Annotated in this window: 14 protein-coding genes and 1 tRNA gene; 7 read left to right on the top strand and 8 right to left on the bottom strand. The window is 62.6% G+C overall.

Annotation, left to right across the window (positions count from 1 at the left end):
* Positions 1–1,734 (top strand): ATP-dependent DNA helicase (locus I2E26_RS03515; RefSeq protein WP_304515622.1); only part of this gene is annotated, 1,734 nt, incomplete at its 5' end.
* 5 nt (positions 1,735–1,739) lie between these two features.
* Here the strand turns inward: I2E26_RS03515 and I2E26_RS03510 are convergent.
* Entirely contained in the window at positions 1,740–2,663 is a 924-nt protein-coding gene (locus I2E26_RS03510; protein ID WP_195419625.1) for a WYL domain-containing protein, read from the bottom strand.
* Complete coding sequence (locus I2E26_RS03505) at positions 2,650–3,687, bottom strand: YafY family protein (RefSeq protein ID WP_195419624.1); 1,038 nt, start codon at positions 3,685–3,687, stop codon at positions 2,650–2,652. Before I2E26_RS03505 ends, I2E26_RS03510 begins: the two co-directional genes overlap by 14 nt.
* 282 nt (positions 3,688–3,969) lie before the next feature.
* Here I2E26_RS03505 and I2E26_RS03500 point away from each other — a divergent pair, with 282 nt between their 5' ends.
* A complete protein-coding gene (locus tag I2E26_RS03500; protein WP_195419623.1) occupies positions 3,970–7,458 on the top strand; it encodes a M28 family peptidase in 3,489 nt (1,162 codons plus the stop codon).
* Positions 7,459–7,532: 74 nt separating this feature from the next.
* On the opposite strand, the gene I2E26_RS03495 is transcribed toward I2E26_RS03500, so the two are convergent.
* Positions 7,533–7,757, bottom strand: a complete 225-nt coding sequence (locus I2E26_RS03495) for a glutaredoxin (RefSeq protein WP_147587755.1) — start codon at positions 7,755–7,757, stop codon at positions 7,533–7,535.
* A gap of 147 nt (positions 7,758–7,904) precedes the next feature.
* Here I2E26_RS03495 and I2E26_RS03490 point away from each other — a divergent pair, with 147 nt between their 5' ends.
* Positions 7,905–8,147 (top strand): hypothetical protein, encoded by a 243-nt coding sequence (locus tag I2E26_RS03490; protein WP_195419622.1) that lies wholly within the window; start codon positions 7,905–7,907, stop codon positions 8,145–8,147.
* Positions 8,148–8,889: 742 nt separating this feature from the next.
* Here I2E26_RS03490 and I2E26_RS03485 read toward each other — a convergent pair.
* Positions 8,890–13,155, bottom strand: coding sequence for a SpaA isopeptide-forming pilin-related protein (locus I2E26_RS03485; protein ID WP_195419621.1), 4,266 nt, complete (start codon positions 13,153–13,155; stop codon positions 8,890–8,892).
* Between the two features lie 305 nt (positions 13,156–13,460).
* Between I2E26_RS03485 and I2E26_RS03480 the strand changes: the two genes are divergently transcribed.
* Positions 13,461–13,535 (top strand) — tRNA-Gly (locus tag I2E26_RS03480).
* A gap of 65 nt (positions 13,536–13,600) precedes the next feature.
* Here the strand turns inward: I2E26_RS03480 and purB are convergent.
* From purB to I2E26_RS03465, 3 genes are all read right to left on the bottom strand, one after another.
* Positions 13,601–14,950, bottom strand: a complete 1,350-nt coding sequence (gene purB, locus I2E26_RS03475; protein WP_147587758.1) for an adenylosuccinate lyase — start codon at positions 14,948–14,950, stop codon at positions 13,601–13,603.
* A gap of 115 nt (positions 14,951–15,065) precedes the next feature.
* Positions 15,066–15,659 carry an iron-sulfur cluster assembly scaffold protein gene (locus tag I2E26_RS03470; RefSeq protein ID WP_195419620.1) on the bottom strand — a complete coding sequence of 198 codons (594 nt, stop codon included), beginning with the start codon at positions 15,657–15,659 and terminating at the stop codon, positions 15,066–15,068.
* Positions 15,660–15,718: 59 nt separating this feature from the next.
* Positions 15,719–16,474 (bottom strand): hypothetical protein, encoded by a 756-nt coding sequence (locus I2E26_RS03465; protein ID WP_195419619.1) that lies wholly within the window; start codon positions 16,472–16,474, stop codon positions 15,719–15,721.
* A gap of 146 nt (positions 16,475–16,620) precedes the next feature.
* Between I2E26_RS03465 and I2E26_RS09205 the strand changes: the two genes are divergently transcribed.
* Positions 16,621–18,165 (top strand): helix-turn-helix transcriptional regulator, encoded by a 1,545-nt coding sequence (locus I2E26_RS09205; RefSeq protein ID WP_195419618.1) that lies wholly within the window; start codon positions 16,621–16,623, stop codon positions 18,163–18,165.
* Here I2E26_RS09205 and I2E26_RS03455 read toward each other — a convergent pair.
* Positions 18,162–19,517, bottom strand: a complete 1,356-nt coding sequence (locus I2E26_RS03455) for a coproporphyrinogen III oxidase family protein (protein ID WP_195419617.1) — start codon at positions 19,515–19,517, stop codon at positions 18,162–18,164. The two genes, I2E26_RS09205 and I2E26_RS03455, sit on opposite strands and share 4 nt — an antisense overlap.
* 547 nt (positions 19,518–20,064) lie before the next feature.
* Here I2E26_RS03455 and I2E26_RS03450 point away from each other — a divergent pair.
* The gene (locus I2E26_RS03450; protein WP_147587763.1) at positions 20,065–20,787 is read left to right on the top strand and encodes a 4Fe-4S binding protein; all 723 of its coding nucleotides are present in this window, start codon (positions 20,065–20,067) and stop codon (positions 20,785–20,787) included.
* 15 nt (positions 20,788–20,802) lie between these two features.
* Positions 20,803–22,694 (top strand): aldehyde ferredoxin oxidoreductase N-terminal domain-containing protein (locus I2E26_RS03445; RefSeq protein ID WP_195419616.1); only part of this gene is annotated, 1,892 nt, incomplete at its 3' end.

The following is a 22,694-nucleotide window of genomic DNA, read 5'->3' as shown; positions in this document are numbered from 1 at the left end:
CTCGAGCGCCTTACCCGCGCCCGCGAGATCGTGACGGATCGCGATCCCGCCGACACGCTGACGGCCATCGCGGTGATCTACGCATTTGCATGCCAGTCCCCTTCGGGCGACCTGGATGCCCTGGGTATTCGCTGGAAGAGCGTGAACCGCGCGGACCTCACCACGGGGTCGCGGGAGTGCGCGCGCAAGCTCTGCCCGTATTTCCCCGACAAGTGTCTGGTCCACGGCGCGCGCCGACGTGCTGCGCGCGCCGATGTCGTGGTGACCAACCACTCCCTGCTTTTTCGCGCCGTGGCGTCCGGCGGCAAGATTTTGCCCCCTATTCGCCATTGGGTTATCGATGAGGCGCACTCTGTGGAGCGCGAGGCGCGCCGTCAGTGGGCGCTGAGCGTTTCGGCCGAAGAATCTCGGCTGCTCTTCGAGCGCTTGGGCAACGAGCGCACGGGCGCTTTAGGCGCTTTGGTAAACCAGCTTGCGGGCAGCGATGCCGCGACGTTGTTCATGGGAATCTCGGCCAAGGCGACGTCTGCCGTCCAGCGCGCGTCGGTGGCCATGGCCGAGTTGTTCGAGGCCGTCCGAGATCTGGCGGGCCGACAGCGGACGGCGGGCGGATATGATAACGCCAACGTGTGGATCGGTCCCGAGATGCGCGATGGCGTGGCCTGGGCCGCATTCGCCGAAGTTGCGCATACGGCGTTGGACGCCCTGGACCAGGCGCATAAGAACCTGGCATCGCTTGTCGAGACGGTTGGTGCCGAAAAGCCGGAATTCGTGGTGGATGTCGCCGACGGCGCCCGCCGCATGAGGGAAGCGATGGACGCGCTACGGCTTATCGTGGACGGCACCGATGAGCGCTACGTGTATTCCCTGCAGGTGAACCGCAGGCTGCGGGCGGGAGGCGAGGCCCTTACGGCCGAGCGCATGGATATCGGCGAGGCGCTTGCGGAGCAGTGGCTCCCCGAGGTTCATAGCGCGATCTTCGCTTCGGCAACCATGACGGTTTCGAAGGACTTCACCCATTTCAATCATGCGGTGGGCCTCGACCGACTGTCCGCGGGCTCGCACAAGACGCTGCGACTGGATTCGAGTTACGATTTCGACCGCAATATGGCTGTTGTCGTGGCGGGCGACCTTCCGGATCCGCGCAATCGCGAGGCGTACCTCGACGCCATGGAGCGCCTCCTGCTCGACGTTCATCGCGAGATGGGCGGCTCCACGCTCACCCTGTTCACCAACAGGCGCGACATGGAAGAGCTCTATGCGCGCGTCGAGCCGCAGCTGGCGCGAGATGGCCTTGAGTTGGCCTGCCAGCTCAAGGGGTCGAGCGCCAAGCAGCTGCGCGACCATTTCATTTCGGAGGAGTCCTCGTCGCTATTCGCGCTCAAGGCGTTTTGGGAGGGCTTCGATGCGTCGGGCGACACCCTGCGCTGCGTGGTGATTCCGAAGCTACCGTTTGCAAGCCCCACCGAGCCGCTGGCATGCGAGCGCAACATTCGCGAGGACCGCGCCTGGGCGCGCTACGCGCTACCCGATGCGGTCCTTGAGGTGCGGCAGGCCGCGGGAAGGCTCATCCGCACCTCGACCGATAAGGGCGTGCTGGTGCTGGCTGATTCCCGCTTGCTGAGCAAGGGCTACGGTAAGAAGTTCCTCGCCTCCCTGCCCACGGGCTATCAGCAGATAGCCGCGGGACAGGTCGGTCGGTACCTCCATATGTGGCGCTCGTCTCACGAGTGACGATGCTAACGGGAGAGGCTGCTTGCGTATGCGAGGAGCCTCTCTTTCATGTCGGCGGGGCTTGCGAGCACCGCCGCGCCGCCGCTGGATAGGATCCGGTCGAAGAGCCAGGTCTCAGATGCCACGGGGACGTGCAGTTCGATGCGTCCGTCGTCGAGTGAAATCCGTTCGAGCCCCTGCGTCCAGGCGAGTTGAGCGGGGGTGCAATCGATGGCGAGGATGACGGTGGCGACCGCACCGCTTTTCGCAACGCTTTCGGATGCGGCCTCTTCCCGTATGTCGTGCGGTTCGGCCGAATCGTCGGTCAGCTCCACCTGGGCGATGCGATCGAGGCGATACATGCGCTGCGCATCGCGGTCGATGTCCCAGGCGATCAGGTGAGCGCTGTCGGCTTCCGTGGAGATGCGAACGGGATCGATCGTGCGCCACGATGCGGCGTCTTCGCGCGCGGAGCGGTACAGGATGCGGCAGCGCACACCGTCGCTGATCGCTTCGTGCAGGGGCTGATAGTGCCGCCCAAAGACCGGCAGCGATCCCAGGGTGGAATCCTCGAGCTGGAGGCGGCCCAGGGGAAGCAGCGCGTCCGCAGCGCGCTCGCGCACGTCGTCGCTGATGTTCAGGCGTCCGAGCACGTGGGAGAGCACGGTGCTCTCTCCCAGGTCGAGGCGGATGGTTCCCACGAGGCCCGCGTTGCCTTCCAGTGCGATTTCACCATCCTCGCAGGCGATGGCGGCGTGCGCACCCGAATGGGAATCGGAGAGCGTGGAAACGCAGTCGACCACGTCGGCGAGCTGTTCGGCGGTGAGGTTCAGGGCGGTTGCGGCCTGCGCGCGCGACACGCGATGGTTCGGTGCGTTTGTGAGCAGCTCGAGCAGGTTGATGCCGGCTTCGATAACGAGGTCGCCGGGCGTTTTCTTATGCGCGGTCATGGGCGGCCACCACCTTTGCAATCTGGTTGTTCCATGCTTCGACGAGCCCGCGGGGCGACAGCGGGCGCATGCCCGTGCCGGCGTGTCCTAATGCGAAGGAGGCCGCTGCGGTCAGGTCGCGTACCGGGATGGTCCAGGTGCGCTCGCCGGCGCTGCCGGCGCCGAGCGATCCGCGACCATGCGTTATCGCCTCGATTTCGGCTGCGGGAAGACCCTGCGGAAAGGTGAAGGAGGCATCAACGGCCTGGGTGTCGGCAAGGTCGAAGGGCAGGAACTGGTAGTCGGTCACGTTGAAGTCGTCGGGGATCGCGTAGGCCTTTCCCGGTTTGTTGACGCTGCGCACGCGGTCGACGCGGAACGTGCGCACGGCCTCGCGGCCGTGGTCGAATCCGACGAAGTACATGCACTCGTCCTGGGTGAAGAACCCCCATATATCAATGGAGCGCTTTTTCGTGGTGGCGCCCTGCGCGTCGGTGTAGGTGAAGACGGCGTTCTTCCGCAACGTGAAGGCGGCCCACAGAGCCTGGAACACAGGATCGCCGCTGGCAGCGGCGTCCGAAGCAGCTGTGTCTCCCGCGCCCTCGTTGTCGAGCTTCGCGATGATGTGCATGAGCGCGCTGCGATACGGGATGCCGGGTTGCCCCGCGTAGTCGCGAAGCGCCGCCAGGAGGATATCGGCGTCGTCGGTGGTGAGGATGCCGAGTTCGGCCTGGGTTTGCGTGCGGTCGATAACCCAGGAGCTCTCCTCGTTCTCCGTCGCGCCCTCAGCTTTGTGCTCGACGACGTGCACGCCGAAACGCGCCAGCTCATCGCGGTCTCGCTTGAATTTGCGTTTGTCCGAGTCGGGATTTCCCGAGTTATAGCCCAGGTCGGCGTCGAAGATGATGTGGCTGGTGCTGATTGGCGTCTTCGATGCGTTGAGGACGAAGAACAGGTTGAGGATGCGCCGGGCCCAGTCGTCGTACCCAACGGCCTCATCCGCGGCTGCATCCCAGCCGGAGCTCGGGTGGCGTGTGCTGTCCATGTACTCGCCTTTCTTGCGTGATGGGTGGTCGCATGCATGGCTTGGTTTGTTTTCGCAGGTATAAGGCGCGTTGGACCGCGGCATGCATGCGACGCGTGCGTCTGGATTGCATTGTAGTCGAATCCCGGCCCGCTATGGAATGCGCAGTCGCGATGCTGTTTGGTCCCGTGTCCGCGCGATGTGGTGCACCTGCATATAAGTAAGGGTATACTTTCGACTATATATAGGCTTACCGTGGGAGCGGTATGCTTGGACTATACGAATCAATGATGTGGAGCCCACATGGCGAATACCAGAAAGTACCTCAATCATCTCCTGCAGAACACGGGGATCACGCCCGCATGCAGCGAGGAGGAGCGCGCTGCCGCCGACATCGTTGCCACTATCTTCAGAGATCACGGATTTCAACCTGAAATCCAGGAGTTCAGCGCATCTTCTGGCGGCAAGATCGCCCAGGCGGTCTATGGCATCCTGGTCTTTGTCGGTGCCATTCTCATGGGTGTCGGCGGGTCCGTCGGCTTGGTCGGTTTGGTGCTGACGCTCCTCGGCGCCGTTCTCTATGTGCTCGAGCGTACGGGTCACCCCATGTTGTCGCAGTTCGGCAACGGCGGTCTGAGCCAAAACGTTATCGCCTACCATCAGGCTTCGGGACCGCTCGCCTCGCCGCGCAACCGCCCCGTCGTCGTGGTCGCCCATTACGACTCGCCGCGCGCGGATTTTCTCTCCCAGGCACCGTTTGCCAGCTATCGCCCGATCATCGTCAAGCTGCTTCCCTTTGCCATGGTCGTGCCCGCGCTGATCGCCGTGGCGTGCCTCTTCCCCGTGCCCGTTGCCGCTAAAACCGTGCTGTGGATCATCGGTATCGTGGTCGCGTTGGTACCGATGGTGTATTCGGTATCCATTCTTGCCAACAAGTTCATCCTGCCGTATACCTCCGGCTCGGTATGCAACAAGTCTTCCGTTGCCGCCATGCTTGGCGTGATGGATGCCGTCGCCCCGTTCGAGGGCGCCCACGAGTTTCCCGCGGACAAGCCCTTCCACGAGTTCATGGAAGAGCAGCAGTCCTATGCGCCGGTGGAGGACGAGTTTAGCGATTACGAGGACGAGGGGCGGATGGAGACCGCATACGGCGATATCCAGCCTGGTCAGGAAGTCCCTGCTGTCGCCAACACGGCTGTCGAGCCGGCTGCGGCTCCCGAGCTGATTTCCGAGCAGCCTTCTCCGGCCACGTTCGAGCTGTATGATGACGAGCCGCTGTCTGGCGCCACCACCACGATGACGCGTGACGACCTGGTTGCTGCCGGTCTTGCGCCTGTGGAGACGCAGCGCGCCGATGCCGACGCGGTTGCCGATGCTTCCTATGTGCAGGAATCCGAGCCTCCGGTCGCTCGTGGTGTCGAGTCGGAACCGGAGCCCGAGCCCGAGCCCGAGCCCGAGCCCACGCTGCCGCGCAATGCCGTCGGCAATCTGCGCTATGGCGCCGATATCATTCGAGCGCTTGGCATGGTTGGGGAGGACTGCGCGTTCTCGTATTCCGCCGATGCGCTGCCCGTGATGCCCGAGCCCGTTCAGCAGCCTGTGGACCCTGCGCCTGCTCGGGTCTCCGAACCCGTGCATCGAGAGGAGTCCCGCGAACAGCAGGCTCCCGCTTTTGAGCCCGAGCCCGTGCGGGTCGAGGCATATCACGTGCCCGAGCCCGTTCTCGCGCCCGAGCCCGTTCCCACGCTCGAGCCGACCTATGTGCCCGAGCCGGTCCGTGCTTCCGAACCCATGGTTGCCGAGCCCGCTGCGGAGGAGCTCGCACAGCCCGAGGCGTCTTTCAGCCAGCAGGCATACGACGATCCCAGTATGTGGGAGGCTCCGCAGACCTTGCAGGGCGAGGCATTCGAACAGGTAGACGAGGTATCAGAGGTTCTTGAGCCCACGCCGTTCGACGGCGCGGATTCCTTTGACGACCTTGCCGCGTCCGTTGCCAGCGAAGCACAGGATATCGTCGATGAGCTTTCGGCTGAAGCCGCGGTCGAGGATGAGTTCCCCTCGCCGTACCAGCAGGTCGAGGAGGATACGAGCGACTATATCCTCGAGGCCGAGTGGGAGGTTATCGAAGAGGAGCCCGAACCCGAGCCGGAGCCCGTCGATGCCGAGGTCGAAGGGGATCTTGTTCCCGAAGCTGACACCGAGGACGATGAGCCTGTTGCAGAGGATGCTTCTGTCGAGCAGGCTGACGTTGCCGGCACCGTATCGATCGATGCTTCCGAGATGGACGGCGCCACCGCTGTATTCTCTATGGACCAGCTCGAGCACACGGCGGTCTTCGGTTCTTCGCCGGTCGAAGCCGAATCGACCGAGGCTCACGACGAGGGGCTCGTGGAGGATGAGCTTCCGTCCGTCGATGCGACCGAGGTTTTCGAGGCCGTGGCGATCGAACAGCAGATAGACGATCGTGTCGAAGAGGATGCAAGCGAGGGCTTCGAGGCTGAAGCGGTTGACGAGATGCCCGTCGAACTCGATGACCATGAGCTGTCCAGCGTCGCCGATGCATCCGATGGGTCTTCGGAGAATGGCTTGCAGTCCGATGAAGCACCCGCTGAGGAGGAATCTCAGATCGCGCTCGATCGCACGATGCCCGCTGCGCCGGTAATCGCTTCCGATCAGCCCTCCGCCGAGCCCGCGGTCGCTCCTGGCCAGACGATGGCCATGCCCGCGGCGGGCGAGTCCCGCTCCGAGCAGCCCGAAGCGGCTGATGCTGCGACGATGCAGGCCGAAGCGCAGCCGGCTTCCCGTCCGCAGCGCGCCCTTAATATTCCATCTATCGAGGCTTCCCAGCGTCCCGCCCCGCGCCGCATTCCCAGCGTGCCGGGTATCGAGGCCCTGCAGCAGACTTCGAGCCGCGCGCCGCTGTTCGATCTCCCCGACCCCTCGGTCAAGCCCGCCGATCCCTTTGCTCCTGCTCCCGCTTCCACCACGTCGGCCGCCACGCGCGGTTTCTCGGTTGTTGAAAACACCTCGGCAGGCGCTCAGTTGTCTTCCAACCAGGAGAGCGAGCCCGAGGAAGCGAAGCAGGCTGAATCCTCGAAGACATCCACCCCGACGGAGAAGCCGCGCCGCGGTCTCGCCCGTTTCTTCGGTAGGAAGAAGAAGCAGCAGGATGACAGCATGAGCGGTTGGCTCGGCGTCGACGATGATTTCGATGCCAAGCGCAACGGCAACGAGATTGGTTCTTGGGACAATTTCGACGACGACAACGGTTGGAAGGGCGGCGCCACGGGCCCTGAAGGCGTAGGCGAAGACGAGCTGCGCGACGCCATCACGTCCATGGGCGACGAGGAGCTCCTCGGCCATGATATCTGGTTCGTCGCCACCGGCGCCTCCGAGTGCGGCAACGCCGGCATCAAGGCCTTCCTCGATACCCATCGCGATAAGCTTCGCGGCGTGTTCCTCATCAACCTCGAAAGCGTTGGTTCCGGCCAGCTGGCCGTTCTGGCGAGCGAAGGTGAACAGCGTGTCCTCAAGGGGGATAAACGCATTCTCAAGCTCGTACAGCGGGTATCCGCCGACTTCCATCATGAATTCGGCGCCGTCGATATGCCCTTCGTGGATACCGATGCGTACGAGGCCATGTCTCGAAGCCTGCGCTCGCTTACCATCGCCGGCATCGATGGCTCTCATTTCGCATGCTCGCATAGCGAGGGGGACCAGCCGTACAACGTTGACGAGGGCAACGTAGCCCTGGTATCCGATGTTGTGACCGAAGTCATCCGCCGCTCGTAGCGGATGGGGAATAGCATGGCATGAAAAAGGACCCGTATGGGTCCTTTTTCATGCCGGTGGAATAAGCGGCGGTATTAGCGGGTGCGCAGAAACGAAATGATGTCGTCGGATTCATAGAGCGGCGACCCATTGATGAACAGGCAGGGTACCTGGCGTTTGCCACCAACCTCCACGAGTGTCTTTGCGGCCTCTTTGTCCTCGTTGATGTTCTTGAGCGTGACGCGGACAGACATATCCTTGAGAGCGTTGAGCACCTTGATGCAGTAGGGGCAATAGGGGCTGTAGTACAGTTCGAGCACGGCGTGCTCCCTTCCAAAACGGTTGATGAGAGAATCACATCAACTGTGTACCCAATTTCTGCAAGATGCTCGCATATGTTGGCTTGCCAGCGTAGAATGTCGGGTATTACGTAGACGTATGTGCGGATCTGGTTTATCGGAGGGCTTGTGTTTGCATTCATGAGGCGTCACTGGGCTGCATATCTGATCGGTGCCGCGCTGGCTGTTGCCATGGGCTTCGGTGTCTCTCATTTTCTTGGGGAAAAGTGGTCGACTCCAGCTGATGTGCGCGCTGAGCGCGTTGCGGCCGAAAAATCAAACAAGAAGGCTGCTGATCAGCTGGCGGATATGTCCGATGGTGAGCTTTCTTCCTCCGATCCTTCTGATTCCGTGGACGCGCCCAGCGAATAGCTCTCCTGGGGGCTTACGTATATAACGAGGGTCCGCTCCCTCCCCGCTCGCTGGTTCTTTGTGCATGTCACCAAGGTGAGGGCGCTGCGTGCCCTGCTTATAAGCTCGTCGCAATCAGATTCGGCTACAGCGGCGTCCTTCTTGATGGCGTGGAGCCATGTGCGCAGCTCATCGGCTGTGGCGAAGGAGAACCGCTGAATGGTTTCGTATGCTTTGTCGACGCGACAGGCGAACGCCGGTGTAAAGCTGATCATGCAACGGCCTTGTTGGGACCAAGTCGCTTCGCCCATTTCGCTGAATACATCCGCTTTGAACGCTCTGGCTAACGAGGTAAACCCCAGTCCCGGTATACCGAGATTGTGTCCGTAGACCATGAGGTGGCGCGTTTCCGTGCAGCGCGCATCTAAATATGGCGTTCCCGTCCGTTTTGGTTGGCCATCGATGCCATGTCGCAGATACCAGTCGGGTGGTTGGTTTGGCGAGGGCTGAGCTATCCAGGTTGATATGCCGGCGCTTTCTACGACGAGGTGACCTACGCCAGCCCCTTTGGAGTCGGCTTTGCTATCGGTTTGAAGATGTCGTTCTATCGGTTGGAAATGCGATGGCGGGTCGCTGCAGACGGGTAGCGCCGAGCTGAGGACCATGAAGCAGGTGAGTGCTATATAGGCGCATAGGATCAGGAGCAGCGGTCGATAGCCGCGCCGGCCGCGCGCATGCATGCCACGGCCAGCGCGGGGAGCCCTTACCGCTTCCGCCTTGTCGCGAGGGTTACCATGCATAGGCATGCGAGGCCTCCAACGATGAGGGCGGGGGTAAGCGGGAAACCTGTATTTGCCAGTTCCGGTCCCTCGTGCTTGGGCGTCTGGGTAACGCGATCGCTGTCGTGATCCTCCAGCTGCTCGCCCCCTCCGTTTCTATACAGATGCACAGACGCCTCGTTCTCCAGATGCGTCCCCTCTTGATAGGCGTTGGTAAGGCGCATGGTGAGAATTGCGGGCGCATGAGCGCCATCTTCGTCATCAGGGGGAATTGCACCGCAATCGTCATGCCGGTCTTTTATGCGACTGCGGTCCCATTCATCCGTCCGCGTGGTGAACCCGTCATCTACGCGTCCATATTCCATGCGGATGGCAACGATTTGCTCCCCTGCTTTCAATTTGAGCGCATCGACTGCGAGCTCGGTGGGTGCGTCGGCTCGCAATCCCTGGGCCCATAGCGTCCAGCCGTCGTATGATAGCGAGCGCCCGTCGGTTCCAAGTACCTCAACGACTTCGGGTTGATCGAGCCAAGGGTTGGTATGCCCATCGTCGCGCGTGGCATTAGCGTCGCTGGTAGTAGGGGCTCCTGCGTTTTTGGTTCGATACCAAACGTTGACCAGGCCGTCGAAGTCTCCGTGCGCTACGGGCGTCGTAAGGGATTCGAGCGTGGCGAGGCCTGCTTCGGCGGCGGCCAGGCGGTCGTCGATCGTAAACTCATCAACCCAGGTATTGCTCGTATTGCGCGCATCGATGCTGTATCGATAACGTCCGTCGGGGGACGCGGTGACCGCTGCATTGTTGGCGCCATCTCCGTTTTCAACGGTATTGGCCGCAACGGGGTCGGCAATCTGCTGTCGCTTGTCGATTTCTCCGGTTATCTCGATGGGTTTGTTATAGAGCGCGACATGTTGGATCTCGCCGGTTGGGAGCACCTCGAAGGTGCAGCTCGATTCATAGTCATACGTGCGAGGCGTGAGCTGCTCCACCAGGGTATAGCTGCCAACGGGCAGTTTGTCGATGCGGTGCGGGGCATCCCCGCTCACCCAGCTGCACACCTCGTTGCCGTCGCTATCGAGGATGCTCAAGTGGGCTCCAGGCACCTCTTCTTCCGTCGTTATATCTCGTTTGGAAACCTCTGTCTTCGTGTAATCGTTTTTGAATCCGAGGTGATGGTCGGTTTCCCCGTTAACGCGCCCGCGTTCATCGACATGGAGGTCGATAACCCGTTCATCCCTGAGGAACCCTGCAGGGGCATCGAGCTCGCAGAGGCGGTAGGAGCCGCGCTCGATATGGTCGAACACGGCGACCCCGTGCTCGTCCGTTGTGGCTTCATGCAGCGTGGCACCCGGTTTGAGCAGGATGGGCGCGGCTGCCATAGAGCCGTCCTCGAAGGTGAGATGGCACGGACGGTTGGCTGCAACGGTGCATGTACCCACGGGTTCTGAGTTGACCAGCACATCGTAGGTTCCGCTTGGGATACGCTCGATCATGTAGGCGTTCCAATCGGATGAAAGGACCGCCTCGATGGGCTTCACCAGAGCTTGCGATTGCTCTATCGACCCCGTCAGCCCAAAGAGGCCTCCGCGTACCTGCACGGTATAGGAGTATCCCGCCTTACATTCGAGCGGTAGCACGAGGCCGTGCTCATCGTCGCCCTTGTTGGTTATTCGGACTTCATAGTTTCCCGGGGTGATCCAGCTGCCATGTTGGGCGGAAATATGAGCGCCTTCGTCGTCAACGATGATGGCGGATGTCCCACTGGGAAGGTCGAAGAGTATTTCCGAAGTCGTAAGGGATGGCTGAACGGCAACGGTCAGATCATCGCTGGATGAGCGGAGGGCGAACGAGCTGTCGGGTCCATCCGCTGGCGCGGGCAACTCGTCCCGTGTGTCCCAAAGGCCGTAGGCCACGTCGCGCAGCGGGTCGTTCGTACCGGTGACCGTCTTGTCGACCGTTACGCGCGTCGGTTTATTCCGCGTCTCGGCATGCTGATGGACAACGGCCGCATGCTGGTCCTGATAGCTCAGGATGAAGGGGATGGGGGTATCGTCGAGGACATGGCCCTGTGGCGGCACGGATTCGATGAACGCGTAATGCGCCATCCCGGAGCCAAGGGGAAGGTCCTCTATGCTTCCGGTACCCGTATCGTCGGTGATGACTCGTCCGACAGTCTCGCCTTCACCGGCTTGAACGATCCCGTCGGGTGAAACCAGCGTCTCAAGGGCCACGACGTCGTATTCGGCGCCGGCCAAGGCCTCGCCCCCATCTGCGCAGGTCTTGGTTATGCTGGCGGTTCCTCGGGCCTGGTTGTCGGCCACCTCGACTATGCATAGGGGCGCAATTTCGCCCTGGTCCGCCATGATCTCGAAGCGCACGTCCGTTTCGGCGAGGATGTAGGGCGGTTGAGCGGTGGTTTCGCGGATGTAGTAGACGCCGGTGGGAAGGGGTTGTGGCAGCGTGACGCTGCCGGTGGCATCGGTGGTGAAGATGCTTGTCGAGCCGTGCTCGGGATGCCAGGTCTCTAGTTCGACGGGTTCTTTTTCATTGTTGAGCAGCTGGAACGAGAATCCAGATAGTGCTACGCGCTCCCCGCTCGCGGCGTCGGTCTTTATAATCTGCACGCGCGACATCAAACGCGTGTTGTTCACGATATAGCGCAGGCACACGCCGTCTGCGAGCTGCTCGGGGGCGATGTCCCAATCGTCCACGCGCTCAAAGCCCTCGGGTACGGTCGATGCCACCTCGCGAACGGTATATCCCTTGGGGTCGTATGGTAGAGCCCCGGCAAGATCGTCGGTCTTGTCGCCCGCGCCGAACCAGTGTCCCCTAGTTGATGCAAAGCCATCGGCGCCCGTCGTGATGGTCCCCATGATGCGTTGCGATGAGCGCGAAACGATCTCGAAGGACACACCCTCTGCCGGGGTCTCGAGCTCGGAGCCATTGCCGGCGCCTTCATCGTTGAACTTCGCGATTTCGATATCGAAGGCAACGGGAGCTTCCATGAAATCGTCTGTTGGCTGTAGCTCGACGATACCCAGGTCGTTCATCTGGCCTGGCTGCGCGGTATAGGTATGGACGTTCGGGTCGAGCAGGTATCCTGCCGGTGCCTTGGTTTCTACAACCTGAAACGCGCCCAGGGGGATATCTTCCACGGTGAGCGATCCGTTGTCATCGGTCGTGGCGTCCGTGCTCCATCCTGGCGTGGAGAGGGAAGTGATGCGGTATTCGGCGCCTTGAAAGCTCAGGTTGTTTTGGGGTCCGCCCTGGGTCGCTGCATCTTTCTTTTGAAGGACGAGGCGCGCGCGACCCGGTTTGTCTTCAAGGGCGACCGATCCACCATCGTCGCCGGTGGTGAATGGAATCTCTCGAGGGTCGAGTACGAAGCCCTGGGGAGCCTTGGTTTCCTTGGCGAAATAGGAGGTGCGAGGTTTTAGCTGAAGCGACGCTGTGCCCTGGGCATCCGTGGTGATGCTGCCGACCTTTTCACGGGTGTCCCGCAGATGGATATCGTAGCAAGCGCCTTCGAGCGCATAGCTGTCGTTGCCGTTCGTGACCTCGGCGCATGCGGATGTCTTGTTGAATCTAACGGTTCGAGATTTTTCGACGGTAACGATAGATTGATGCTCGAATGCAGGGATGCCGTTCGCATAGGTGGGTGTTTTGTTGAGCCAGAGGCACGAACAGCCTTCCTCGACACCTCCTCCGCCCGCCTGCTTATAGGCAAGGGCTTCCTGGTAGAGACGCCATGCAGCGTCCTTGATACGTGGGTCCTCGATAAGGTTCCATCGTTCCATGTAGGCTTTGTTGCCGTGGTAGGATGAGCCATCGCGGCCTACGTAGGTGAGTACGTCGGCGCGCTGGTCGGCGATGGCAAGCCACACGGCGTGCGCCGTTGCGGCTTCGGAGCGGCCCGCGTCGAGGCCGTAGACGGAATCGATCACCTCGCCGTCGTAGCCGTGCCACAACACGTAATCGAGCTCGGGTATCTTGAGGTCGCCGTAGCGCTCGAGCTTTTGGCCAACAACCGGCTGCCGCAGCCATCCTTGCGCGCAGTACGCAACGTTGCCCGTGCCGGCGCTACCGCGTATGAAATGCATCGAGCCTGTTGAATATGGATTGTCGACGAGCGAGGTGATCGACAGGATGCCATCGCCGGCCGCGCGTATAGCCTGCGGCATGGTAAAGCCGCCAAGCGCGAGGATCACGGCGATGAGAAATAGGGTTGGTAGGGCGAATCGCTTGCGAATCATATCTGCTCCCTCCAGTAGCGATGGAAGGGCAGCTTAAACCCGGCGATTCTAAGAAAAACCGAACGATGCTAACGGCCGCCTAAAACGATTGCGAGTTCCATTCGAACAAGGCTTACATCTGCAGCTCGAGAGCCATGGGAGCGAGCGCTGCGGGGTATTCCCCGCACACGTGCGTGGCTGGGAATTCACGAAATGAACCATAAGAGAGACGGGCATCGGCATGGCACCGCATGGAAAGCAAATGACATCTTGCCGTGCCTCGACCCGCGGGATATACTCATCAGGTGCACAAGTTGCACCATATCGCGGGCATCGCCAAGTGGTAAGGCATCAGCTTCCCAAGCTGACACTCGCGGGTTCGAGTCCCGTTGCCCGCTCCAGAAGAGCATCGAGCCCGGTACCGTAGCAGGTACCGGGCTCGTTTCATGCGTGTGCGACGCTCGCCCTATTCCTCGAAGGACAGGTGCTCCAGGCGGTCGAAGACGCTGTCGATGCGCGTGAGGAAGTCCCAGGGATCAAAGATCTCATCGAGCTTCTCGCTGGTCACGGTGCACTCGGGATCGGCTTCCAGGCGTTCGCGCAGGTTGGGTCCGGCTACGGCGTTGTGAACGTCGTCCCATACAGCCATGGAGTTGCGCTGCACGATCTTGTATGCGTCCTCGCGCGTGATACCGGTATCCACCAGCGCCAACAGCACCTTGGACGAATAGATGAGCCCGCGCGTGAGGTCGAGGTTGGCCTGCATGCGGGCGGGGTACAGGATGAGTCCGTCCACGATGCGGATGAGACAGGTGAGCATGTGGTCGAGCGCGATGAAGCTGTCGGCCTGCGCGACGCGCTCGGCGGAGCTGTGCGAGATGTCGCGCTCGTGCCACAGGGCCACGTTCTCGAAGGCGACCTGGGCGTTCGACTTCACCACGCGCGAAAGGCCGCAGACCTTCTCGAGCGTGATGGGATTGCGCTTGTGCGGCATGGCCGAGCTGCCCTTCTGTCCCTTGCGGAAGGGTTCTTCAACCTCGAGGGTGTCGGTCTTCTGGAGGTTGCGGATCTCGGTGGCGATACGGTCGCAGGTGGCGGCGGTGGTGGCCAGCACGCCCGCCACGTATGCATGGTGGTCGCGCGAGATGACCTGGGTGGACAGCGGGTCGTGCGCGAGGCCCAGGCGCTCGCATACGTACTCCTCGACGAACGGGTCGATGGAGCTGTAGGTGCCCACGGCGCCGGAGATGGCGCCCACGGCCACGTTCTTGCGCGCGTCGATGAGGCGGTCGAGGTCGCGCTTGAGCTCCCAGGCCCAGCTGCCGAACTTCATGCCAAAGGTCATGGGCTCGGCGTGGATGCCGTGGGTACGGCCCACGCACAGGGTGCGGCGCTCCTCGAAGGCGCGACGGCGGCAGATCTCACCCAGCTTGCGCACGTCGTCGATGATGATGTCGCAGGCCTGCGTGAGCATGTAGCACAGGGCGGTGTCGCCCAGGTCGGAGCTGGTCATGCCGTAGTGGACCCAGCGGCTGGGCTTGGGTTCGCCCTCCGGAACCTCGGCATCGATATGCTCGCCCATGTTGGTGAGGAACGCGATGACGTCGTGGTGCGTGACGGCTTCGATGGCGTCCACCTCGGCGCGGTCAAAGCCGGCGTGCTCGCGGATCCATGCGGCCTCTTCCTTGGTGATGCCGCAGGTGCCAAGCTCGGCCTGCGCCTCGCATGCCAGCACCTCGATCTCCTGCCAGATGGCGTACTTGTTGTCGAGCGAGAAGATGTGGCCCATCTCCGGGCGGGTGTAACGATCGATCACGGATGACTCCTTTTTGACGATGCGCGCGGCGGCGCCGGTTCGTGCTGACGACTATTGTACCGTGCGCGCCGAGCGGGGCGGGTTTGACACGGTGCACGGCACGGGGGCGCTCCGGCTATTTGATCTCTCCCAGCTCCCTCATCTCCTGGTCGACGCGCTCGTCGCGCAGGGAGCAGTTTTCGGTGAGCAGGCAGTTGGCGCACATGTAGTCGCATGGGATGTAGTCGTTCAGCTGCGCGAGCGAGAAGCCCTTCACGCGCAGGCAGTAGTCGCCGATGAGCGCGCGGACGGCTTCGGTGCCGTAGAGCAGCGTGTAGCGGCGGCTCGAAGGCAGGCTGCCGAGCCGCTCATCGAGCTCCTCCTTCGTGATGGCGAGGGCCTGCTCGAACGTCATGCCGCGCAGGCGCTCGGCGAGGGCCGCGGCGCACCCGATGGCGGCTAGGCAGCCGTGGCTGCGAAAGCCCACCTCGACGAACGTCTCGGTATCGGGGTCGATGCGCGCGAACAGCTGCATCTGCACCGTGCCGCGCTTCTCCTTGCCCACGCTGCAAAACGCGTTGGCGCCCTCGGGGATGCCGAACGCCGCGGTGTCGGCGATGATATCGAGGGTCGCATCGGCGTATTCGGTGATGGGTGCGTCGTTTTCGATCTGGTACATGTCGGGGGTGCGGAGGAACGGCGTGTCCTCGGTAAGGCGCTGCTTGGCCATGGGGATACCTTTCGCTTGAAGGGGTGATAGTTGGGGCGGGGAGCCCGCCGGCGGCGGCGCTACGGGTTGCGGACCTTCTCTACGCCGTACCACTCGGCAAGCGCTTTGCCCTGCGCATCGCTCAGGTACAGCGTCGAGTAGAAGAATGTCTCGTTTTCACTGGTGAGGCACGTGTGGATGTCGCTGAATGCCTCTTCGCCCTGAAGCTGCTCGAACAGGTTGCGGGTTTTGTCGGTGGGCCACAGGTAGGGCGGGTTCATGAACGAGAGGATGGAGACGGGTCGCGGATAGGTGCGCGATTCCGTGCGAACGACATCGATGAACGTGGTGATATCGTCGTTTTCGGTGGTGAGGAAGAGGGCGTGCGCGAAGCTGTTCGAAAGCAGCGGCTTGGAATACAGGTAGATGGCCTTTTTCCCATAAAGCAGCACGATGTCGGAGACATCGGGCTCGGGCAGGCGCTCGCCCTCATCCGGTTCTCGGCCCGCGAGTTGCACGTCGAGCGGCGCCGGTGCGCTCATCTGGCCGATGGCGGGGCCGTCTTCGGCGTGCTCGTGTTCCTCGATGTAGCCCACGAGCATATCTTCGAAGGGGACGCCATCCGGTCCTTCGGGTGCCAGAGCCAGCCGCTTCCAGCGCGCAGGCGTGGTGAGCTTGCCTTCGTATGAACGTTGGCGCAGGTCGGACAGGGCGCGGTCCATAGCGCGGACGCGCTCGTTGTGGGCGCGGACCGCCTCGAGTTCACCGGTGGAGAGCTCGGGTGCGGCCTGTTCGTCCGCGGCGGCTTCGACGCGCTGGTCTTCTTCCGGAGTCATCGCATACCTTTCACAAAGCCAGGGGGTCGTGTACACATATGCAAGCAAGTGTAGTACAAGGTATACTAACCTATCGCTTACAACGGTTTGCCTGGTGACTCCTTGCAGGTCGCTGGCTATACGATGCAGGATGGAGCGCAGGTTAGGTGCAGGGGAAAGACGCAGAACAGCAGATGCCGCCGCTCGGGTTCGAGGCGTACGGCGTGCTCCTCCCCTCCGTCCTGGGTTTGGCGTTCGCCTCGTCCGTCGTGAACCTCTGCGTGCAGGCCGCGCACGCCACCACGGGCACGTCGATGCTGTCCGGATGGATCCTCTTCGCCTCCGCCTTCGTCATGGGCCTGTTGTTCTTGTCGACGCTGGTAATCAAGCGCTTCACGAAGCGCTCCGTGTCGCTGGGCGTGTTTTTGGCGATTCATCTCGCCGGCTTGTGCTCGCTGGTCCTCGCCCTCGCTTCATGGGGTCCCGCCGACCCCGATTCCACGCTGGGCTTGGCTCTGGGGACGGGCGTTACGGTGGGTAGCACCTATCTGGAGTTCTACTGGTTGCGCAAGCTGCGCGGCATCTCGGCGCAGGCGGCGTCGGTCGTGGTGTTCGCGGCCCTTGCGCTTGCCGAGACCATCACCTACATCCTGAGCTTCTCGGACAACGCGTGGTGGTATCTGGCCGGTACCGCGCTCACCTTCGGTCAGTTCGCCCTGGTGAGGTTGTCGCGCACGATGGACGCGCCGAGCGACTCGTTTCCCGCGGTCTCGGAGCTCTACTTTGGAACCGATGAGAACCGCTTCTCCAACCGTAGCTTCCTGGCCGTGGCCGCCGCGGGCATCTGGCTCATCTCCATTCCCATGGGTATGGGCCGCGGCTTTCCCGCGGGCGACCCGGTGTATATGAGCCTGGTTCCGCGCTTCCTCATCCTGGTGTTCGTGTGGATCGTCTCCCTGCTATGGGTGCGCAACGGCCTGCGTTCGCGCATGCGGGCGCTCACCACGAGCATCTGGGTGGTCATGCAGGTGCTTTTGGCCTTGGGCGCGGTCTTCTTCGCTATCTGGCCCAAGACGGTTTCCATCGGCGCGTCGTTCGTGATGGCGTCGTCGCTCGTGCTCAACGCGTTCGTGTGGTATCTCACCATCGCGTTCATCAGCTTCGGCTGGCGCGATCCGTACTACTACGCCTCGGCCGCGTGGATCGCCATGAACGTGCTCACGGTGCTGGGCATGCGATTCGACGCGCTGCTCGACCGCATGATGCCCGACAACGCGCCGGTCATCATCTCCATCATGAGCTTGTTCGTGCTGGCGTCCGCCCAGCTGGTGTTCACGCGCCTGCTCTCGGCCCCCAGCGAGGCCGTCGAGGCGAGCCGGGCGCGCGGTCCCATCACCGAGGATGACGTGCGCAAGATTCCATTCATGGGCGTTCTGGCAATCGCGCCGCAGCAGCAGGCTCCCATGGTGAATCAGAAGCCCGACGTGCACATCGCCACGTCCGTGATGAAGATGGGCCAGCGCTTCGGCCTTACGGGCCGCGAGGTCGAGGTGCTCACGCTGTATGCGCTGGGCCATACGCAGGCGCGCGTGAGCGAGGAGCTGCAGCTCTCCACCAATACGGTGCACACGCATATCAAGCGCGTATACGAGAAGACCGACCTGCATTCCCGCCAGGAGATCTTGGATTACATCTCGGAGTACGGCGGCTAGGCGCGCCCTGCTTCGTCGGCGGCCCGCGCTGCCGCGATCTGCTGCGCGGCGGAGTCGGCGAACATCTTGCGCTCGCAGGGCGGCAGCATCGCGCGCAGGCGGTCGCGCTCGGTATTCATGCCGATGAACACCTGTCGCATCATAGCCAATACCAGGTAGCGCCCTTTGCGGGTGAGCGTGAGCTCGTCGGCGTTGTTCGTCGCGAACGCGCCGTTCGCTGCGAGGTAGCCATACTCCATGGGCAGGTCGTATTGGATGTAGCGGCCGAAATCGCGCTTCCACGCGCGGTTGTCGAGGCGCAGGCCAAACAGCTCGCGGCCCATGCGGTAGCGCTTCTCGTTGGCGGGTCCCATGTCGATGCGGGCGGTAACGCTCGTCGCGTGTTCCCCGACGCGCCGGCAATAGCCCGCCAGGGAGGAGTCGTTGGCAAAGACCTGGTCTCCCAGGAAGGAGTACCCGCCGCATCCCGCGGCCACGTATTCGCCGTAATCGACCACGTATTCATCGATCATGGCTTGTTTGTCCCGGGCGAACGTGTAGACGTCCGAGGCGTGGAAGCCCGCGCCGCCCGCCGCCGCGGCGGCCGTCATGGCATCGAAGATGGCATGGTAGAGGCGCTGCTCGCGTGCAGGGTCGACCTTGCCGTGGAAGCACGTCTCCATGAGGCGCTCGCTGCCGGGCGAGGTCATGAGCGGGTAATACGTGATCTGGTTGGCGCCCGTGGTGCGGAAGGTCTCGATGTCCCGCAAGACCATTTCCTCGGTCTGTCCGGGGAAGTTGAAGATCATATCCACGTTGAAGGTGCCGAACATATCGTGCGTATTCTGGATGCGCTCGACGATCTGCTCGGCGCTGCCGTATTTTCCATAGCGATCCATGCGCTTGAGCAGCGTGTTGTCGAAGCTCTGCACGCCCACGGAGAGTCGCTGAACCATAGCGGAGAGGCGCTCGAGCCGCGTGCGGTCCAAGTGCGGAGGATTGGTCTCGCATGACACCTCGCGGATGCTGGGGAACAGCTCGCGCATGTAGTCGATGGTGCGCTCGAGTTCGTCCATGAGGATGGTGGGCGTGCCGCCGCCTATATAGGCGGCGGGTGGTTGGTAGCCCAGGTCGCGGATCATGGCGAGTTCGCGATGGAGTGCCTGGAAGTACCTGCGCGCGGCGTCCTCGCGAAACGGGAAGCGGGTGAAAGAGCAGTAGGGGCACAGCACGTCGCAAAACGGGATGTGGACGTAGAGCAGGTACGCGTGGCCGGGGTTCGGCGCGGGAAGCGTACCGGGGGCGTTTGTGGAGCGGAACAGCTTGCGGGCACCGGCGCCAACGGTTGCGGAGAGGAGTCGTTCGGAAAGCATGGGACCTCCGGTTGGGTGACGGCCGCCTCCATTCTCCCATGCCGTGCGGATGGGCGGGGAGGGGCAGGGCGAAGGGCGCGGCGTCGGCTTGGGAGCCGATGCGCCCGTGCGTACTGGTGGCCCATTGTGCGCCCCGCGCGGCGTTTCGTCCGTACCAGATGATCCTCTCGCGCCGTCCGAGCCGACGCTTCGCGCGGGTCGTGCCGTCGAACGGCGCCCGTCCTTATCCGAAGGGTGCGGAAAGGCTGCGGCGTATGGTGTTTTTGCGCGGCGCTCTGCCTTGGTAAAGCGTTTGCTGTTGCTTTGCGCGTGCGTGCTACCAAAAGATAACCGCAGGTAGATGGGGTACCCTATAACAGGTGACACGATTTTTACCTATCTGGCGCCCGCCGAACGGATTACCCCGAAAGCAGGTGAGCCCCTTGCGCGTCCGTCATGCACAATACAACCTGATGAGTCCTGTCCATAACGCCTGTGGAACGGATTCAAGGATATGGCGCGGGCGTCGTCCCGGACGTTCCGCGTGAAGTAGTAAAGGGAGGGAACTATGAAAGAGAACACCGCTTTGGAGCAGGTTGGCTCCGGCGCGGATCGCCTCGACTCCTTCTTCACCCGTCGTGGGTTCGTGAAGGTTTCGGGCGCATTCGTGGCGAGCATGGTGGCGCTCGGTCTCCTGCCGGACACCGCTGCTGCGGCTCCCACGAGCTCGAAGGGCAAGGTCGATTATTACGCGACCCCGTCCCACGTGCTCAAGGTGAACCGCGCCCGCTGCACCGGTTGCCAGCGCTGCGAGATGAGCTGCACGCTCCTCAACGACGGCGTGTCCCAGCCGGCCGCTGCGCGCATCCATGTGCACGACGGCTACCAGTACGGTAAGGAGCTCGGCTCCGGCGACGGCATCTTCTATTCGTGCGAGTGGAACGTGCGCGCCTGCCACATGTGCAAGACCGCGCTGTGCCAGACCGCGTGCCCCCAGGGCGCCATCGTCACCGATGACAACGGCGTGCGTCGCGTGGACGCCGAGAAGTGCGTCGGCTGCGGCACCTGCGTCGCCGCCTGCCCCTATCACATGCCCGTGGTGAACACCGTTACCGGCAAGTCTTCCAAGTGCATCGCGTGCGGCCGCTGCGCCGAGCAGTGCCCCAACGGCGCGATCGAGCTCATCGAGTGGGAGGACGTGAGCCACTCCTCCGGCCCCACCAAGCAGGAGCACCCCTGGCCGCTCGTCTCCGAGCAGCAGGACTTTGTTGCCGGTGGCAAGATCGCTTAAGAATAGGAGAAGTAAATGGCTGAAACCTCTTACGGTTGGGCTGGCTGGATCGCCCGCGTCAACCTTACGAGCGGTGAGATCACCGAAGAGTCCGATGTCGAGATGCAGAAGGACTACATCGGCGGCATGGGCTTTGCAAACAAGATCATGTACGACGAGGTCCCCGCAGGCGTGAAGTGGATGGACGAGGAGAACAAGGCCGTTCTCGCCGTCGGTCCCCTGACCGGTTCCGGCGTGCCGCTGGCCGGTCGCTCCACCTGGTCCACGCTGTCCACCTTCACCAAGGACCACCTGGTTGTCGACTGCCACTGCGGCGGCCAGCTGGGCGCCACCCTCAAGTATTCCGGCCACGACGGCCTGATCATCGAGGGCAAGTCCGACAAGCCGGTCTACATCCTCATCGAGGACGATAAGATCTCCATCGAGGACGCCTCCGCGCTGTGGGGCAAGGGTACGCGCGAGGTCAACGAGGCTCTGTGCAAGAAGCACGGCCTCGAGTGCTGCGTGGCCACCATTGGCCCCGCCGGCGAGAACATGCTGCCCTACGCCTGCGTTATGAACAGCCGCTCGCACTCCGCGGGCGCCGGCCTGGGCGCCGTCCTGGGCTCCAAGAAGTGCAAGGCCGTCGTCGTCAAGGGCACCAAGGCTTGCAACGTCGCCGACCCGCAGATGGTCGCCGACCTGTCCGATTACATGATCGCCCAGGTCCTGGGCTCCAACAACAACCACGTCGTGCCGAGCACCCAGCAGTCCTGGGCCGAGTACTACGACAAGGGTTCCCGTTGGACCGCTCGCAAGGGTCTGTACTGGGCGGCTGCCGAGGGCGGCCCCATCGAGACCGGCGAGCCCAAGCCCTTCGAGCCCAACACCATGGGCTACCGCTGCATGAAGTCCACCAAGGACCTCGGTCCCGCGGCCGAGAAGTACACCGTGAAGATGGCCGGCTGCCACGGTTGCCCCGTGCGCTGCTATGCCCAGGTGAAGGTGCCGCAGGTCCAGCAGGCCACCGGCTACGAGTCCTCGGGCAACACCTGCGTCCCCAACTTCCCCTTCACCGCCTACATGCAGCCCATGTGGCAGGTGCCGGGCATCCAGGAGGGCGAGAACAAGACGCTTACCGATCTGTCCGTCTTCTATAACCAGCTCATCTCGGTGACCGTGGACGACCTGGGCCTGTGGTGCAACTACGCGCAGCTCTACCGCGACCTCGCGTGGACCTACAAGGAGGGCCTGCTCGCCCAGCACTGCACGCCCGAGCAGATGGTCGAGTACAACTTCGACGCCATCTTCGCCGGCGATCCCACCTCGTTCATCAAGATTTTCCTGGATATCGCCTCCAACGACACCGAGAACAAGCCCATCTCCTGGCTTGGCCACGGTCCGTACGTGTGGACCGATGCCGACCACTGGAACCGCCCCGACTGGTTCGACAACAAGTCGTCCGCGCTCATCAACTACCGCGGCTGGCCGGTCCACCACTCCATCGAGTGCTTCGCCCAGGTCGGCGGTCTGTACAACATGGTGTTCAACCGCGACAACATGATTCACTCCGCGGTTAACCTGCAGGGCTGCGGTCTGCCCATCGAGCTTAAGAAGCAGATGGCGGCCGAGATGTTCGGCGGCGAGGACGCCATGGACCCGGACAAGAACTACACCCCCATCAACGAGCACAAGGTCGAGTTCGCCTGGTGGAGCATCGTGACCGACGTTCTGCACGACTCCCTGTGCCTGTGCAACTGGGTGTGGCCCATGGCCATGGCTCCGGCAAAGGAGCGCAGCTACCGCGGCGACCTGGACCTCGAGGCCCAGTTCTACACCGCGGTCACCGGTCAGAAGGTGACCATCGACGACCTGTACAAGGCCGCCGAGCGCATCATGACCCTCCAGCGCGTCAACACCGTTCGCGG

The sequence above is a fragment of the Collinsella sp. D33t1_170424_A12 genome (assembly GCF_015554865.1).
GTDB lineage: Bacteria > Actinomycetota > Coriobacteriia > Coriobacteriales > Coriobacteriaceae > Collinsella.
This window is presented reverse-complemented; position numbering and strand designations above follow the sequence as displayed.